At 66.9% G+C, this 15657-nt stretch carries 13 protein-coding genes; 7 read left to right on the top strand and 6 right to left on the bottom strand.

All coding sequences use genetic code 11. The features are described from left to right. Nucleotides 1-123 precede the first annotated feature (123 nt). The gene (locus tag WDN01_01950) at nt 124-975 is read left to right on the top strand and encodes a fumarylacetoacetate hydrolase family protein (GenBank protein ID MEJ0024764.1); all 852 of its coding nucleotides are present in this window, start codon (nt 124-126) and stop codon (nt 973-975) included. A gap of 18 nt (nt 976-993) precedes the next feature. Here WDN01_01950 and WDN01_01945 read toward each other — a convergent pair whose 3' ends face one another. After that, a complete protein-coding gene (locus WDN01_01945; GenBank protein MEJ0024763.1) occupies nt 994-1644 on the bottom strand; it encodes a hypothetical protein in 651 nt (216 codons plus the stop codon). After that, on the bottom strand, nt 1641-2558 hold the full coding sequence (locus WDN01_01940) for an NAD(P)-dependent oxidoreductase (protein MEJ0024762.1): 918 nt from the start codon (nt 2556-2558) through the stop codon (nt 1641-1643). The genes WDN01_01945 and WDN01_01940 overlap by 4 nt, the downstream gene beginning before the upstream one ends. 64 nt (nt 2559-2622) lie before the next feature. Here WDN01_01940 and WDN01_01935 point away from each other — a divergent pair, with 64 nt between their 5' ends. The 4 genes from WDN01_01935 (at nt 2623) to WDN01_01920 (ending at nt 5712) form a co-directional block, all read left to right on the top strand. Further along, nucleotides 2623-3327, top strand: a complete 705-nt coding sequence (locus WDN01_01935) for a carboxymuconolactone decarboxylase family protein (protein MEJ0024761.1) — start codon at nt 2623-2625, stop codon at nt 3325-3327. Nucleotides 3328-3442: 115 nt separating this feature from the next. Continuing rightward, nucleotides 3443-4324: an NAD(P)-binding domain-containing protein gene (locus tag WDN01_01930; GenBank protein MEJ0024760.1), complete on the top strand. Its 882-nt coding sequence runs from the start codon at nt 3443-3445 to the stop codon at nt 4322-4324. Nucleotides 4325-4328: 4 nt separating this feature from the next. Next, the gene (locus tag WDN01_01925; protein ID MEJ0024759.1) at nt 4329-4964 is read left to right on the top strand and encodes a glutathione S-transferase N-terminal domain-containing protein; all 636 of its coding nucleotides are present in this window, start codon (nt 4329-4331) and stop codon (nt 4962-4964) included. 37 nt (nt 4965-5001) lie between these two features. After that, nucleotides 5002-5712, top strand: a complete 711-nt coding sequence (locus WDN01_01920; GenBank protein ID MEJ0024758.1) for a class II aldolase/adducin family protein — start codon at nt 5002-5004, stop codon at nt 5710-5712. Nucleotides 5713-5739: 27 nt separating this feature from the next. Here WDN01_01920 and WDN01_01915 read toward each other — a convergent pair whose 3' ends face one another. From WDN01_01915 to WDN01_01905, 3 genes are all read right to left on the bottom strand, one after another. Then, nucleotides 5740-6762, bottom strand: coding sequence for a cupin domain-containing protein (locus WDN01_01915; GenBank protein ID MEJ0024757.1), 1023 nt, complete (start codon nt 6760-6762; stop codon nt 5740-5742). Nucleotides 6763-6824: 62 nt separating this feature from the next. Continuing rightward, nucleotides 6825-7874, bottom strand: coding sequence for an LLM class flavin-dependent oxidoreductase (locus WDN01_01910; GenBank protein ID MEJ0024756.1), 1050 nt, complete (start codon nt 7872-7874; stop codon nt 6825-6827). A 287-nt stretch (nt 7875-8161) separates the two neighbouring features. Continuing rightward, on the bottom strand, nt 8162-9646 hold the full coding sequence (locus WDN01_01905; protein ID MEJ0024755.1) for an aldehyde dehydrogenase family protein: 1485 nt from the start codon (nt 9644-9646) through the stop codon (nt 8162-8164). Between the two features lie 307 nt (nt 9647-9953). Between WDN01_01905 and WDN01_01900 the strand changes: the two genes are divergently transcribed. Both WDN01_01900 and WDN01_01895 read left to right on the top strand, forming a co-directional pair. Continuing rightward, complete coding sequence (locus WDN01_01900; protein ID MEJ0024754.1) at nt 9954-11489, top strand: FAD-dependent oxidoreductase; 1536 nt, start codon at nt 9954-9956, stop codon at nt 11487-11489. An 89-nt stretch (nt 11490-11578) separates the two neighbouring features. Continuing rightward, nucleotides 11579-13027, top strand: coding sequence for a hypothetical protein (locus WDN01_01895; protein ID MEJ0024753.1), 1449 nt, complete (start codon nt 11579-11581; stop codon nt 13025-13027). Here WDN01_01895 and WDN01_01890 read toward each other — a convergent pair. Next, complete coding sequence (locus tag WDN01_01890) at nt 13024-15081, bottom strand: ShlB/FhaC/HecB family hemolysin secretion/activation protein (GenBank protein ID MEJ0024752.1); 2058 nt, start codon at nt 15079-15081, stop codon at nt 13024-13026. The genes WDN01_01895 and WDN01_01890 overlap by 4 nt on opposite strands. Nucleotides 15082-15657 lie beyond the last annotated feature (576 nt).

Below are 15657 nucleotides of genomic sequence, written 5' to 3'. Positions count from 1 at the left end.
CCGGCGGCGGCCCCCGCGCCGCCGCCCCGCCGTCAGGACCGTTGCGCGGAAGCGACACCCGCGCGATAGTCGTTTTGTGAGTATACTGAGTTCAGGCTCGGCGAACGCAGGAAGGGGACGGCCATGAGGTTGGGGTGGTTCGACGACAGCCGTCTGGGACTGGTCGCGGAAGACGCGGTGCGCGACGTGACCGCGGCGCTGGGCGCGCTTCCGCCGGCGAGCTACCCGGCGATCGGCGGCGATCCGGTCATCACGCATCTGTCGACGCTTGTCGCCGCGATCGGCGGCGCACGGCCGGCCGGTCCGGTTCGAAAGCTCGCCGACGCCCGTTTCCTAAGCCCGGTCGGCCGGCCGACCAAGATCATCGGAACGCCGGCGAATTATCATGAGCATGTCGAGGAAGCCGACGCGCAGGCCGAGGTCTTTACCAAGCGCTATGCGGGGAGCATCCGCGAACAGGGCATGTTCCTCAAGGCCGTGAGCGCCCTGGTGGGTCCGTCGCAGGGCGTGACGCTGCGCTTTCCCGACCGGCGCAACGATCATGAGATGGAACTGGGCGTCGTGATCGGGCGCAAGGGATCGGATATCGCGCCGGCCGACGCGCTCGACCATGTCGCGGGATACACCATCGCGCTGGACATGGTGGTGCGCGGCTCGGAAGACCGCAGCTTCCGCAAGTCGATCGACAGCTATGCCGTCGCCGGGCCCTGGCTGGTGACACCGGACGAGATCGGCGACCCGCAAGACCTCGACTTCTCGCTCGCCGTCAATGGCGAGATGCGCCAGAGATCAAACACGCGGCTGATGATCATGGGCATCGCGGAGCAGATCGCCTGGGCTTCGCAATTCTACACCCTGTGGCCTGGCGACATCATCATGACCGGCACCTGCGCGGGCGTCGGCCCGGTCCGTCCCGGCGACGTCATGCATTGCGAGATCGAGAAGATCGGCGCGATGGACGTTCGCGTCCGCTAGCATTTGGGCAAGCGCGATTCAGGCGAGGTGAACGATCCGATAGCCGTCGAAGGCGACGTCGCAATCCAACGACGGCGGCCGGCATCGCCTGCAGGCGTCCCCCAGGCTCTCCGGATCGTAACCTTCCGCGATCACGACGAGAGCGGCGAGCGCGTCCGGCCGGCCCCGCTGCTCCTGCTCGCGCGTGGCGACCACCCAGTCCGGCTCGGTCGCGATGAAATGGGCGCCGGTGACCGCCGGCTCTTCGGCAAGACCGGTCGACCACGCCTCGGCCTCGCGAATCGTCTGCGCTTCATGGCCCGCCGGAGCCGCGAAACGCGCCGTCAGGATGACGCCGCCGGCCCCCAGGCCCCAGCTTTTCATCACGCGCCCCGGCGAGCGGTTGAAATTCGACGTCGCGGCGTTCACGCGGACCGTCCAAGGCGTCGGCGCGTTCAGCCGGGCGAGATAGGCGGAGGATGTCATCACCGACAGGTCGGTCAACTCGTACAGGATGAACAGCGCCGCGTTGTCGCCGTCTTCCCGGATGCCGCGGCGGCCCCGGAGGAATCCGGGCACCGAGAGCCTCTCGGGCAAATGCTCCTTGGAGTGCCAGGCGCCCTGTTCGGCGGAACGCGACCGCGGATAGTCGCACCACATCATCAAGGCGCCGGCGCCCAGAAGGCTCATGCCCGGCCGGCGGGCTGGCCGGCCGGCCAGGGCCCTCGCAATTCGACGCCCGCGAACTGCTCGAAATACCGGATGATCGTCGTGAAGTCCTTGGCGGGGTCCAGTACCGTCGCGATTTTCGCCCAGACGTCGCGCGCCCGCGCCACGAGCGCGCGCGGCATTCCCAGGATTTCGGCTTCGGCGAGATACAGGTCGAGCGCCTTCGGCCCGCCGCCGAGCTTGCCGCCGGCGTCGAATGTGCGCGACAGGATGTGAGGGCCGAACTTGTCGGCGGTCCAGCTGTTGCGGCCTCGGCCCGCGTCGACCGCCTCGAGAAGAACCGCGGGCGCGATGCCCGCCGCGGCGCCCACGACCAGCGCCTCGCAGCTGGCGATGAAGAGCGTGAAGCCGATGGCATTGTTGGCGAGCTTGCACAATTGCGCCTGCCCCGGCTTGGCGCCGACGTGGAACACATGGGCCGTCACGGATTTCAGCGCCGCCGCCACCCTGCCGGTCGCCTCGGCCGTGCCCGCCATCATCAGGCTGAGCTCGCCGCGCTCGGCTATGGTGACGCCGCCGCTCACCGGCGCATCGACCAGCGCCACGCCCCGCGCCGAAACGATGTCTTCGATCTCCTGCATGGTCGCGGGCCGCATGGTCGACAATTCGCCATAGACCTGCAGCGCGCCCCCCTGGACCGCTTCGCGCGCGATGCCCGGAAACCCGCCGGTCGGCAGGCACACCAGCACCAGCGAGGCCCGGTCCGCGACATCCTTCACCGAGCTTGCCGCCGTGGCGCCGGCCGCCACGAACGCCCGCATCGTCTCGGCGTCGATGTCGAACACCGTCACCGCCACGCCCGTCTTGAGCATGCGCCGCACGATCGCCCCGCCCATATTGCCCAGACCGATGAAGCCGACTTCTGCGTTTGCCATGATTGTCCGTCTCGTCTGTAGGGGCCGCGACGGCGTTGCCGGCCGGGCCCCGGCGATATACATAATGCTGATCATGTTCGCCGCGGAGGTCAAGCGGCAAGCCAATGCGTGGCGACGGCGGCCGATGCTGCCGAAGACGGAGCCGATGATGGACGAAATCTCCAATACCCGCGAACCCGCAAAGCCGGCGTCCCGGTTTGCGCCGCTGACGCCGGAGACGATGTCCGACGACCAGAGGCGCCTGGCCGAGGCGATCAGCGCCTTTTCGCTGAACGGCATACGCGGTCCGTTCAACATGATGCTTCGCAGCCCCGAAGCCGCCGCCAGGTTTCAAGCCATGGGCAGCTATCTGCGGTTTCACACCGGTCTGGACGAGCACCTGGTCGAACTGGCGATCCTGGTGCATGCGCGGGTCTGGAACGACGAATATGAATGGTCGCTCCATGCGCCCCGTGCGGCAAAGGCGGGGCTTTCGCCGCCGGTCATCGACGCCATCCGCCTGGGGAACGTTCCCGCCGCGCTGGCCCCGGACGAAGAGATCGTGTTCCGCTATGCCGCCGAGCTCGAACTCTTCCGCCGCGTGGACGAGAAGACCTTCCGCAGCGCGTTCGACTTGCTGGGCGAGCGCGGCGTCACCGATTTCGTCTTCATGCTCGGCCAATATGCGACGATATCCCTGATCCTCGCCGTGTCCGGAGACGGCTTGGCGCCGAACGACCTGCCGCCCGTCGACCGGCCGTTTGCGCAATACCCCGCCCCGCGCCGGTGAGTTCATGCGGGGCCGGCGCGGCTCCGGATCGGAACGGCCCTCCGGCGGTCGCGGAGCCTGCGCATTGATCGCGCCATCTTATTCAGTACTATGAAATCACGGAGGCGGCACGGGAATGGCTGATATGCTCGGTTTCACGACGCTGGGGGAATTGGGCGAAGCAGTGGCGCGGCGGCTGCTGACGCAGAGCACGAGGCTGGCCGTGTTCGACGCCGACGACGGCGCCCTGTCCCGCCTCGCCCGGCTCGGCGCACGGGTGCTGGAATCGCCGCGCCAGGTCGCGGATTGCGCCGAGTTCGTTTTCGGCGCGCCGACCGGCGAACAAGCCGCGCCGCTGGCGCGGTCCGTCGCGCAAGGCCAGGCGGCGCGCATCTTCGTCAATATATCCACGATCGGTCCGCCCGCGATCCGCGTGCTGGAAGAGGTGCTCGGTTCGACGGGCATACGGCTGGTGGATGCACCGCTGTCCGGCACGCCGAAAGAGGCGGACCGGGGCACGCTGCGGCTGGTGTTGTCGGGCGCGGCGGCGGACCTGGACAGGGTCGAGAAAATCGCCGCGGCTTTCGCGTCGCGGATCTCCAAAATGGGCGAACGCCCCGGCCAGGCGCAGATCTGCGCACTGATCGGGGATGCGCTCGGCCTGACGGCCCTCGCGGCCTCCTGCGAGGCGGTGGCGGTCGGAACCGCCGCGGGCATCGCCTCGGGCGTGCTGGTCGATGTGATCGATGCCGGCACCGGCCGCAACAGCGCGACGGCGGACCTGCTTCCGCATGACGTTCTGACGCGGACTTTCGGGTCGGGAGAGTCGCTGGGCGACGCCCTGGGCAAGCTCGATCTCTATCTGGACGAAGCGGCGGGCGTCCGCATACCGGCCGGCGTGGTCGCCGAGACCCGTGCGCTGGCGGCGAAGGCCGCGGACCAGATCGGCCCGGCGCAGGACGTTACCGCGATCGTCAGATATTTCGAGGCGTTCGTCGGCGCCAAGGTCGCCGGGTGACGACATGATCGATTGCTACAGTTGCGGCACCACCAACGGACAGCGCGTCGTCTGCATGCTGGAGGAGACCGGCCTGCCTTATCGACCGATCTGGATCGATATCGCGCGCGGCGAGCATCGCACGCCCGCCTTTCTGGCGATCAATCCCGCCGGCGCCATTCCCGTCGTCGTGGATCACGGCAGCGACGGGCCGCTGGCGCTCAGCCAGTCGAGCGCCATACTGCTCTATCTCGCCGAGAAATCCGGAATGCTGCTGGGTGCGGGCGAAGCCCGGCTGCGGACGATCGAGTGGCTGCAATTCGCGATGAGCGACATGGCCTGCGCCTCCGCGTCGGCCTTCCAGGTCGGACGCGCCCTCGGAGCCGGACACGCGGCGCAGAGCTTCTTCCTGGCGCGCACAAAGCGCTTTCTCGACGTGCTCGAACACAGGCTGGAGGGCCGGGCGTTCGTGGCCGATGCGCTGTCGATCGCCGACATCGCGCTCTATCCCAATGTCATCCTGCCGGTGGTCGCGGCTATGATCGACGAGGGCGGCGCCTATCCGAACATCCGCCGCTGGCGGGACCGCGTGGCGGCGAGGCCGGGCATCGCCCGCGGCATCGCCATCGCGCCGGCGCCCGGGAGCAGCAATTTCAAATAGCGGTCGCCGGCCGCGCCGCGATTGCAAGGAGCGTCCCATGAGCGAGGCCCTCGCCGCCGTCAAACGGCAGATGATCCAGGCGAACGCCATCTTGCTGCAGCATCAGGTTCTGGACGGCTTCGGCCATGTCAGCGCGCGGCACCCCGAACGTCCCGACCGCTTTCTTCTCGCCAGGCGCAAGCCGCCCGGCCTCGTGTGCGACGACGACATTTGCGAGTTCGACCTGCGTGGCGAGACCACGTCCGCGCAAGGCGCGCCGGCGTTCATCGAAAGGTATATCCACAGCGCCGTCTATGCGGCCCGCCCCGACGTCGGCGGCGTCGTTCACAGCCATTCACCCGCCATGGTCGCGATGGGGATCGCGCAGGCAAACCCGCTTCGCGCGGTCTGCCACACCTGCGGCTTCCTGAGCGACGGAGTCCCGCTGTTCGAGATCCGGGACGTCGCCGGCGACGGCACCGACCTTCTCGTCCGCTCGCGCGAGCTGGGCGCGGCGCTCGCCCAATCTCTCAGCGATGCGAGCGTCGTTCTAATGCGCGGCCATGGCTCGACGGTCGTCGGCACGTCGGTGCCGCACGCCGTCTATCGGGCGGTCTATGCCGAGGTGAATGCGAGAGTGCAGACGAGCGCCGCGGCGTTCGGTGCCGTAACGTCCCTGACCGCGGCGGAGGCGCGGGCCGCCGAAGCGACGGCCGAGCTGCAGGTCGGTCGCGCCTGGGCGGCCTGGACGGGGGACGTCGAGTCCTGAGGAAATCCCTCGCCGCCGGCGGACGGCTCAGTTTCGGTATTCTTCCTTGAGGATGCCCAGGCGGCTCAGCGCTTCCCGGTCGGAGACGACGAACAGCCGCGCCCGCGTTTGCGCCAGATGCTGCAGCCAATTGCCCGGCGGCATGATGAAGATGTCGCGCGCCTGCCAGCGGAAATGCACGTCATTGGCCCAGCTTTCGCCCTCGCCCTCGACGACGAGGAAGATGGCGCTCGCATTGCTGCAATAGCGCTTCGTGCGACGGCCCGGCTCCAGCCCCACCAGCCGGCAGTCGATGGTGGGCATCGGCGCGCCGCCCGTCAGCGGATTGACGTAGCGAACCGTGCGCGTGCCGTCGGGCCCGACAGACACCTGTTCCAGCGCCGACACGGCATCCTTGTAGGGATAGCGGAAGACCGGCGAATAGGGCACGGCCGGACCGCCCTCGGCGGGCAGCACGCCGGGCGATGCGAACGCGCCCTGCGGCAGCATCGCCGGCACGTTGTCGACCGGCCCCGGCTGGAAGGTGATGGTGCCCAGTCCCGCGTGCAACGGCACATCGAGCGCGTCCAGCCAGATCATCGGCTTGTCGCCGGTGTGGCGATGTTCGTGCCAGCAATTTCCCGGCGTGAGCAGCATGTCGTTGACGTGCATCGGAACCGCCTGGCCGTCGACGATCGTCGTCACGCCGTCGCCCTCGAGCACGAAGCGCAACGCATTGATCGAGTGACGATGCGGCCGCGCCGCCTCGTCCGGCAGCAATATCTGCAGAGCGGCCGCCAGGTTTCCGACCGTGGACTCGTCGGTGGGCGAAGCCGGCTGCGGGTTCATGAGCTGGAGAACCCGCCGCTCGACCGCCGCCGGAGACGTCAGGGTGGCGGCGTAGCGGGCGAAACGACGAAGTTCTTCCCATTTCCACAGATGCGCCGCGCGCGGCTTGGGCGGCGGCCTGTGCGCGGTCGGGCTTTCCCACAGCGGCTTGATGGAAGCCGCGTCCATGTCTTCGCGCCGCACGGCGCCGTCTGCCACCCCGATCGATGCCGTCTGAGACATGTCTACCTCACCTCCGGCCTTGCCGCCGAACTATCCCGGGCGGCCAACGCCGCACATCCGCATCACCGCTCGGCGAAGGCCGGAAGCACGTCCCTGGCGAACATCCGCATCGATTTCTGGGCAACGGACAGCTCCATATTGCTGAACTGGACCTGCATGGACGCATGCTCGAAGCCGCCGGTCTCCTCGATCATCCGTTCGATCAGGAGCTTCACTTCGCCCGGCGTCCCGATCCACGCCGTCGCCGCGGCGATGTTCTTCTCGAGCGTGATCGTGTCCATCTTCGACATCGATTCCTTGTAGCCGCGATAGTTCGAGGAATCCGGCGTCGTGGCGAAATCGCTGGTCACCTCGACGATGGTCCTGAAATAGGCGTCGAACGGGCCGCGCGCGATCTCGCGGGCGCGCGCCGAATCCTCGTCGCAGAACATGTGGAACGCCACCATGATCTCGCCCTTGCCGGGATGCCCGGCCTCGCGCCAGGCGGCGCGGTAGATGTCGAACAGCTTTCGGATTCCCTGCCCCATCGGCATGGCCATGAGGCAGTAGCCCTTGCGGCCGGCGAACTCGAACGACTCGGGCGTCTGCGTCGCCGCGATGTAGAATTTCGGCCGCTGCGCCACGGGCGGATAGGAGGTGGTGTCGACGATGCGGTGGAACTGGCCCTCATGCGTCACGTTCTTCTGGGTCAGCAGCAATTCGATCTGCTCCAGCCCTTCGCGGAAGCGACCGACCGATTCATCTTGCGAAATGCCGAACCGCCGGAATTCGTGCGGCAGAAAGGCGCGCGCGAAGCCCACATCCAGCCGTCCATGGGACAGCGCGTCCGCCATCGCGATTTCGGCGGCCATCTTCAGCGGGTTGCTGAACACCGGCAGGATGGCGCCCGTCACCAGCCGCATCGTCTTGGTGTGCTGCGCCAGCGAGGAGAGAAACATCAGCGGGTTCGGGCTGTAGCCGCCATAGCGGTGAAAATAATGCTCGACCATGCGCGTATGCGTGAATCCCAGCGTCTCGGCCTCGCGCGAAAGGGCGATGCAATTGTCGAAATACTGGGCCGGGCCGATCTCCTCCGGCGTGACGTTTGGAAAGAACTGCAGGCCGAATTCCATTTTCACCCTCTTGCCCTTGCATAAGGCGGTCAGGATAAGTGGATTATCATAGTGCTGTCAATTAATCGGCGTGCGAACGTCGTCGCGAATTGCCCGGACATGATCACGCCGGCGCGAGACAGCACGAAAAGCATAAACTCTTGCCGCGATGGACGATTCATCGGAGCCCTGGGCGCGCGAGCGGCGAACGCAGCCGCCGCGACCGGGCGCAATCACAGAATACTGACTACCCGACAGCGAGCCCGCGGCGGCACCCCGCGCCCGGCCGATGAACCGCCGCGCCGTCTCTACAGCCCGACGATCACGGATTTGAGCTCGGTATACTCTTCGACGCCCTCGCGTCCGCGCTCGCGTCCGATGCCGGATTGCTTGAGCCCGCCGAACGGCATCGATTGCTCCGGGAATTCGCGGGAGTTGATCTTGATCGATCCCGCCTTGATCATCTTCGCGAGCTTGTGCGCGGCGGAGATGTCGCGCGTCCATATGGTCGCCGCCAGGCCGAAGCTCGTGTCGTTCGCGTCGCGCGCGATGGCTTCGAGGTCGTTGTCGGCGAACGAGGCGGCGCACAGCACGGGGCCGAAGATCTCTTCGCGGCGCACCGACATCTGCGGCGTGGTATCGACCAGCACGGTCGGACGGACGAAATAGCCCTTGTCGCCGATCCGGTCGCCGCCGGTCACGACGCGCGCGCCGTCGGAGCGCCCCTCGCCGATCAGGCGCACCACACGGTCCATCTGGACGCGCGACACCAGCGGGCCGATCTCGACGCCCGGCTCGAGACCCGGCCCCACCTTCATGCGGTCTGCATAGGCGGCGACGCCGTCGACGACGCGGTCGAACACGTCGCGATGCGCGAACAAGCGCGATCCGGCGACGCAGATCTGGCCGGAATTGCGGTAGATGCCGAGCGCCGCCGCCTCGATCGCCTTGTCGAGATCCGCGTCCGGCAGGATGACGATGGGAGACTTGCCGCCCAGCTCCAGCGTGACGCGCTTCATGGTCTCGGCCGCGGTCTTGAGCACCAGCTTGCCCGTTTCCGTCGAGCCCGTGAACGAGATCTTGTCGACGTCGGGATGGCGCACCAGCGCATCGCCGGCGGTATGTCCGTAGCCCGTGACGATGTTCACGACGCCGTCGGGGAAGCCCGCCTGCTGGATGAACTCGCCCATGCGCACGGTGGCCAGCGGCGTCTGCTCCGCCGGCTTGATGACGACCGTGCAGCCTGCCGCCAGCAATGCGCCCAGCTTGTTGAGCGTGCTCGTATAGGGTGCGTTCCAAGGAACGATCAGCCCCACCACGCCGACCGGCTCGCGCAGCGTATAAGCGTGCCAATTGCCCGGAACCAGCGGCGTCATGGTCTCGCCGGTCAGCTTGCTGGCCCAGCCCGCGAAGTAGCGCAGCGTATTGGGCGCGCCCAGCGTGCTCGGGCGCGAGATGGCCAGCGGCTGGCCGACGTCGAACGTCTCGATGTGCGCGAATTCCTCGGAATGCGCCTCGAGGATGTCGGCCAGCTTGAGCATGAGCGCCGTGCGCTGCATGGGCGCGAGCCTGCTCCATGGGCCTTCGAAGGCGCGCCGCGCCGCCTTCACCGCCGCATCGATGTCCGCGCTTTCGCCGGCCGCGGCATGGGCGATGATCTCGCCGGTCGCGGGATCCTCGACGTCGATCAGGCCGCCGTCGCGCGCATCGACCCATGCCCCGCCGATCAGCATCTTGTGCCGCCGGTTGAGGATGTGGTCGAGCGACGGGCGCGGCTGATCGAGGTGAACCATGATATTCTCCGGTGCCAGGTTTGCGATCGCGGCGGCCGGCCGGATCGCGAAAAACGTAACATCCGGCATTACGTCAGACTAGTGTTATTTTATCTGTTTCGGCACCCCGTCCGGACCGGCGCGGCACGAGATTTCGCGCGGATTCGTGTCTCGATATTCTCGATTATACTATATGCCGGCGGCGTTTAACGTGTCCGCGGCGATCGGCATCGCCGTCGCGAGAGATAGTGGGTTGCAGCCTGCAAAAAATGATCATAATACTATCAAACTCTCAAAATCGATGCGGGCAACGCATGTCGGGGGCAGGATGACGCTGGCAGATTCGGAACGGCGGGGCGACGCGGTCGCCGATGTGATCGTGGTGGGCGCCGGGGGCTCGGGCATGACCGCCGCGGCCAGCGCGGCCGCGCTCGGCCTGAAGGTCATCGTGGTGGAAAAGGATGCCAAGGTCGGCGGCACGACGGGATTGTCGGTGGGCTCGATCATGGCGGCCGGCGGCGCTTTCCAAAAACGCGCCGGCATAGAGGACTCTCCCGCCGACCACGCCCGCGATCTCGACGCCATCCGCACCACGATGGGCGCACAGGACGATCCCGAGCTGCGCGCGCTGCTCACCGAGAACGTCGCCGACACCGTCGAGTTTCTAAGATCCATCGGCGTCAACTTCCTGGCGCCCTTGCCGCAGCCGCCGCACACCAAATCCCGGCTGCATCAGGTGATGCCGACGTCGCGCGCCTACGTCCAGCGGCTGCACCGGCTTTGCCGGCAGCTCGGCGTCGAAATCCGTCTCGGCACGCCGCTGACGCGGATCGTGGTCGAGAACGGCCGCGTCGGCGGCATCGAGGCGCGGTCCGGCAACCGCGATATCCGCCTGACGGCCCGGCGCGGTGTCGTCCTGGCGAGCGGCGACCTCGGCGGAAACAACCAGCTGATGCACAAATACCTGCGCAACTGGGTGCCCGGGATCGAGGTCTACAATCCGAACAACACGGGCGACGGCCATGTCGCCGCCGCCGCGGTCGGCGGGCATATCGTCCCGCGCAAGGATCTGGGCGCCGAGATGTCGGCGGCCATCCGCTTCGTCAAGCCGCGCGATTCTCTTATCCAGAAAATTCCACCCTACCCGAGCGTCACCCGCGCCCTGATCCTGGCGATGAAGGTGCTGCCCGACTGGCTGATCCGCCCCTTCATGATGAAATTCCTGACGACGACGCTGGGGCCCGACCGCATCATGTATCAGCAGGGCGCGATCCTGGTGAACATGCGGGGCGAGCGCTTTGCCGACGAACTCAACGCGCCGAACGTCCTGATCCCGCAACAGCCGGACGGCCTTGCTTATCTCGTATTCGACGAACGCTTCGCGCAAAAGTTCAGGCGCTGGCCGTATTTCATCTCCACCGCACCCGGCGTGGCGTTCGCCTATCTGGACGACTACCGGGCGGCGCGGCCGGACCTGTTCAACCGCGCGCCCTCGATCGAAGCGCTGGCGGCGCGACTGGGAATGCCCCCCGATGGGCTGGCGCGCACGATCGCGGAAACCAACCGGGCGCGCGAGCCGGAGATGCAATTGCTCGAGGCACCGTTCTATGCGCTCGGTCCTGTGAAGACCTGGGTGCTGATCGGGCCGGTGGGCCTTTCGGTGAATACAAGGCTGCAGGTGCTCGACGAGGCCGGCGCGGCGATTCCCGGCCTCTATGCCGTGGGCCAGGTGGCGCAGGGCGCCATGACGCTCAGCGGCCACGGCCACGGACTGGGCTGGGCCTTCACCTCCGGCCGGCTGGTGGCGCGCAGCCTCGCAGGAGCGCGGGCCGCCGAGCCGCCGAATATACGCGCCGCCGAATGATCGCGGGCAGCACAGCGCGGCCGCGGCGCGCACGAAAAGCGGCGGCTCGGCCGGCCGCACGGCATTGACCAGTTCACAGGAGAGCATGAATGTCATCGAAGTCGTTCGAAGAGCAGTTGAAGAAGCCCGCCTCCTCGAAGTCGCTCGAGGATCTGCTGAACGCCGCCGACGATCCGGTGTCGCTGCTCCGCAACCGGCAGACCGGTCCCAACGTCTATCCCGGCGTGCCGGCCGAATTCACCAACTGGCGCGACGAGCAACGGGCGTGGCAGGAAACCTGCGTGCTGTTCAACCAGTCCTATCACATGGCGGACCTGGCGGTGACCGGACCGGATGCACTGAAGCTGTTCTCGGACCTCGGCGTCAACACGTTCAAGAACTTCGCGCCGGGCGCGGCGAAGCAGTTCGTCGCCTGCGGCCATGACGGCCATGTGGTGGGCGATGCGATCCTGTTCTATCTCGGCGAGCAGACCTTCAACCTGGTCGGCCGCGAGCCGGCGCTGCACTGGGCCGAATTCCACGCCAAGAGCGGCAGGTACGATCTCACGGCCGAGTACGACGAGCGTTCGGCCGAACGCGCAGACCCCTTCGACCGCAAGACGTTCCGCTTCCAGATCCAGGGCCCGAATGCATTGCAGGTGCTCGAAAAGGCGAGCGGCCGCCCCGCACCCGACGTGAAATTCTTCCACATGGGCTGGACCACGATCGCCGGCAGGGACGTCGGGGCGCTGCGCCACGGCATGGCCGGGCAGAAGGGCTTCGAATTGTTCGGCGCCTGGGCCGACGGCGCAGCCGTGCTGGACGCATTGCTCCGCGCCGGGGAGGAGTTCGGGCTGCACCAGTCCGGCGGCCGCGCCTATGGCTCCAACACATTGGAGTCCGGCTGGATCCCCTGCCCGCTTCCCGCCATCTATACCGGCGAGAAGATGAAGCCCTATCGCCAGTGGCTGTCCGAGGACAGCTTCGAGGGCCGGGCATCGCTCGGCGGCAGCTTCACGCCGAAAACGATCGACGAGTGCTACATCACGCCCTGGGACATCGGATACGGCCCGTTCGTCAAATTCGACCATGATTTCATCGGCCGCGAGGCCCTGGAAAAGATGGCCGATCGGCCCCATCGCAGGAAAGTGACGCTGGCGCTCGACAATGACGATGTCCTGGGCGTGATCGGAACGATCTTCAAGAAGGACGGCAGAGGCAAGTTCATCGAATTCCCCTCGGCGGTCTATGCCATGTATCCCTACGACAAGGTCACGGCGGGCGGACGCACGGTCGGCATCTCCACCTGGGTCGGCTACAGCTCCAACGAGGCCAAGATGCTGACGCTCGCCATGGTGGACGAAGCGTTCGCCGAGCCCGGGACCAAAGTGACCCTGGTATGGGGCGAGGAGGGCGGCGGCACCGCCAAGCCGCGCGTGGAGCGCCACATCCAGATGGAAATCGGTGCGGTCGTTCACCCGGCGCCCTACGCCAAGGCGGCGCGCGAAGTGTATGACGACGGCGGTTGGCGGCGCCGGGTCGCCGCCGCCAGGGTCTAGCGGCCGGCGCCGGACGGCCGTCCGGCGCAAGTGCGAATCAGTCGGGCGTCGTTTTCGATATGGAAAACGGTCCGTCGTCCGCTTCGATTTCCTTTCCGTCCATTGCGCGATACGATGAGGTTTACCAAACGGCGGATACGTGACGGAAGATGGCCCAGCCAAAGGACGCGATCGGCGGCAGCGAGCGGAGCGGCGCACAGGACGAGCTGTTCAGCCATCCCGGCCATCTGATTCGCCGCCTGAATCAGATCAGCGTCTCCATCTTCCTGCATGAAGCAAAGAAGTACGACCTGACCCAGCTTCAGTATGTGTCGCTGGTCGTCATCGACTCGCTTCCGGGCATCGACCAGAGCCGTCTTGGCCGCGCCGTCGCGCTCGACCGCCAGACGGTGAGCACCGTCGTGCACAAGCTCATCGACAAGGGACTGGTCCGGCGCGAATCCCGGAACCGGAAGACGGGCGCGTTGTACGTCACCGGATCCGGCCGGGCCCTTTATCACGCCATGCGCGACCGGCTTTCGGTCGTCGACGAGAAGCTGTTGCAGCCGCTGTCCGCGCCGGAGCGCGCGGTATTTCTCTCCCAGCTCGCCAGGCTGGTCACCGAGCTCAACGTCTACAGCCGGGCACCGCAAACCCGCATCGAGGAGCTCAATCTGCGTCCCATGACGAAACAGCCGGCCAAGGTGAACGGCCGCAAGGCATCGGCGGTTCGGCGCGGCGCGGATTTTGCCGACTGAGACGCGGGGCGAGGCGCGATCGCGACAGGCAGAAACGCACCTTCGCAAGGCCCGCATCCGCTCAGTGTTGGGTCGGGACGCTGGCTCAATAGCCCAGCGTGACCGAGAGCGTGGCGAGATTGCCGAGCCGCGCGCCGGCGACCGGCAGACGTTCGAGCTGCCAGCCATGGTCGAAACGCATGTCGACGAAACGCCCCGACGCTGTAGCGCAAGCCGACGCCGGCGCTTTGCAGTTCGGTCGAGCGGGGCCGGCCGGCTGCAAATTCCGATAGGCGACTTCGCCACAGTCCCAGAACGCCAGCGCCTGGCCCTGGTCGTCGATCCCGGCGAAATCGCGCAGCGGAGAGACCGTCGGACTGCGCAGTTCAAGGCTGGCGAGAAAGTCCTGGCTGCCGTTGGCGGCGCGCTCGTCGTAGCCGCGCACGCTGTCGATGCCGCCGCGCCGAGTTGCTCGCCCGGCAGCAGCTCGGCGGATGCGAGCTGGCCGTCGAGACGGCCGACCAGGCTGAGATGCCCGGGCAGAAAGACGAGCCGCGTCAGCCGCAGATTGTCGTAGAGGTATTGGGCCTTGGCGCCGTTGACGCCCGACGCCGCGAACGCCGCAGTGGTGTTGCCGTCCGAGAGACCGCCGGGGCTGAAATACAGCGTGTTTTCGACCGCCGTCTGGCCATAGGCGTCGTTCAGCGTCGCGTCATAGGCGAGAACGAATTGTTCGGTGTTGGTGGCGCTGGCGAAGATGTTGACGCCGCCGAAGGCGAGGTTGTTGTCGGCGCGCTTGTAGTCGAAGCCGAACTGAAGCTGCTGGGAGAACGCCGCGCCGCCCCACAGCGGCGTCTGGTAGCGCGCGCCGAATTGCACGCCGTGGCCGACCTGGCCGAAATCGGGCCCGAGATCGGGCACCTGCGCCACATAGGATCCGAACAGGGAGACGATGTCTCCCCAGGGCAGCGGCGCGAGATAGCTGACCGAGTGGCCGAGGAAGCGCGGATCGTTGGAGAGGCCGGGGCCGCGGTCGCGCGTCCGCCACAGATCGGGACTGGTGATGAACTGATAGGAGAATTGCTGGTCGAACCCGAAGGCGTTGCCCCAGTTGACGCCGATGCTGTAGCGGTCGCGGCCGGTGACGGGCACGCCGGTGTTGTCCACCGCCGCATAGATCCGCACCGGAAACCGCTCGTCGACCTTGAGCGCGACGTCCGCGGCGCCGACCTCGTCACTGCGCTCCAGCACGACGTTGACGGTGCGGAACGGATTGCGGTTCAGCACATTGAGACCGGTCGTCAGCACGCCGAAATCGATCGGGCCGCCGCGCGCCATGCCGAGCTCGCTGGTGAGCAGGCCCGTTCCGAACCAAAGCGTAGTTGGCCGACGCAGCCAGCGTGCCCTGCCCGATCGCATAGGTCCCGACATTGCTCGCGGCCGTGGCCGACGTGGACAATCGGCCGTCGAGCGCATCACCATTGACGAGGCCGCTGGCCGCGTAGCTCAGCGCGGGATTGGCGTCGCCATAGATCCGGCTGAGCGCGTCGGCGCTGACGGTCAACGCGCGCGGCGTGACCGACAACAGATTGCCGACATAAAGGGCATCATCTCAGAGACCCGCAATCAGCCGGTCAGAGCAAAGTTCGAATTTGGCCGCGGGCCGTCATGAAAAGCTTCAACCCCCGCTTCGGCGTGAATCGGGACTAGCTAGCGCTTGGCGAATTGGAGACTGGCGCGCCGGGCGGGCGAAAATTGAGGATGAGGCGTGTCTCTACGCCCGGTGCATGTCGAGGAAGCCGGCGAATTGCGCCGATATCGACGGCATTCGCGAGATCTGGAAGAGCAGGGCATTTGCCGGAGACGGGCTGGTACAGCGCAAAGAAGATGACGGACTATGCTCTCGTGCGATCA

The organism is Rhizomicrobium sp., assembly GCA_037200985.1.
Taxonomy (GTDB): Bacteria; Pseudomonadota; Alphaproteobacteria; order Micropepsales; family Micropepsaceae; genus Rhizomicrobium.
This window is presented reverse-complemented; position numbering and strand designations above follow the sequence as displayed.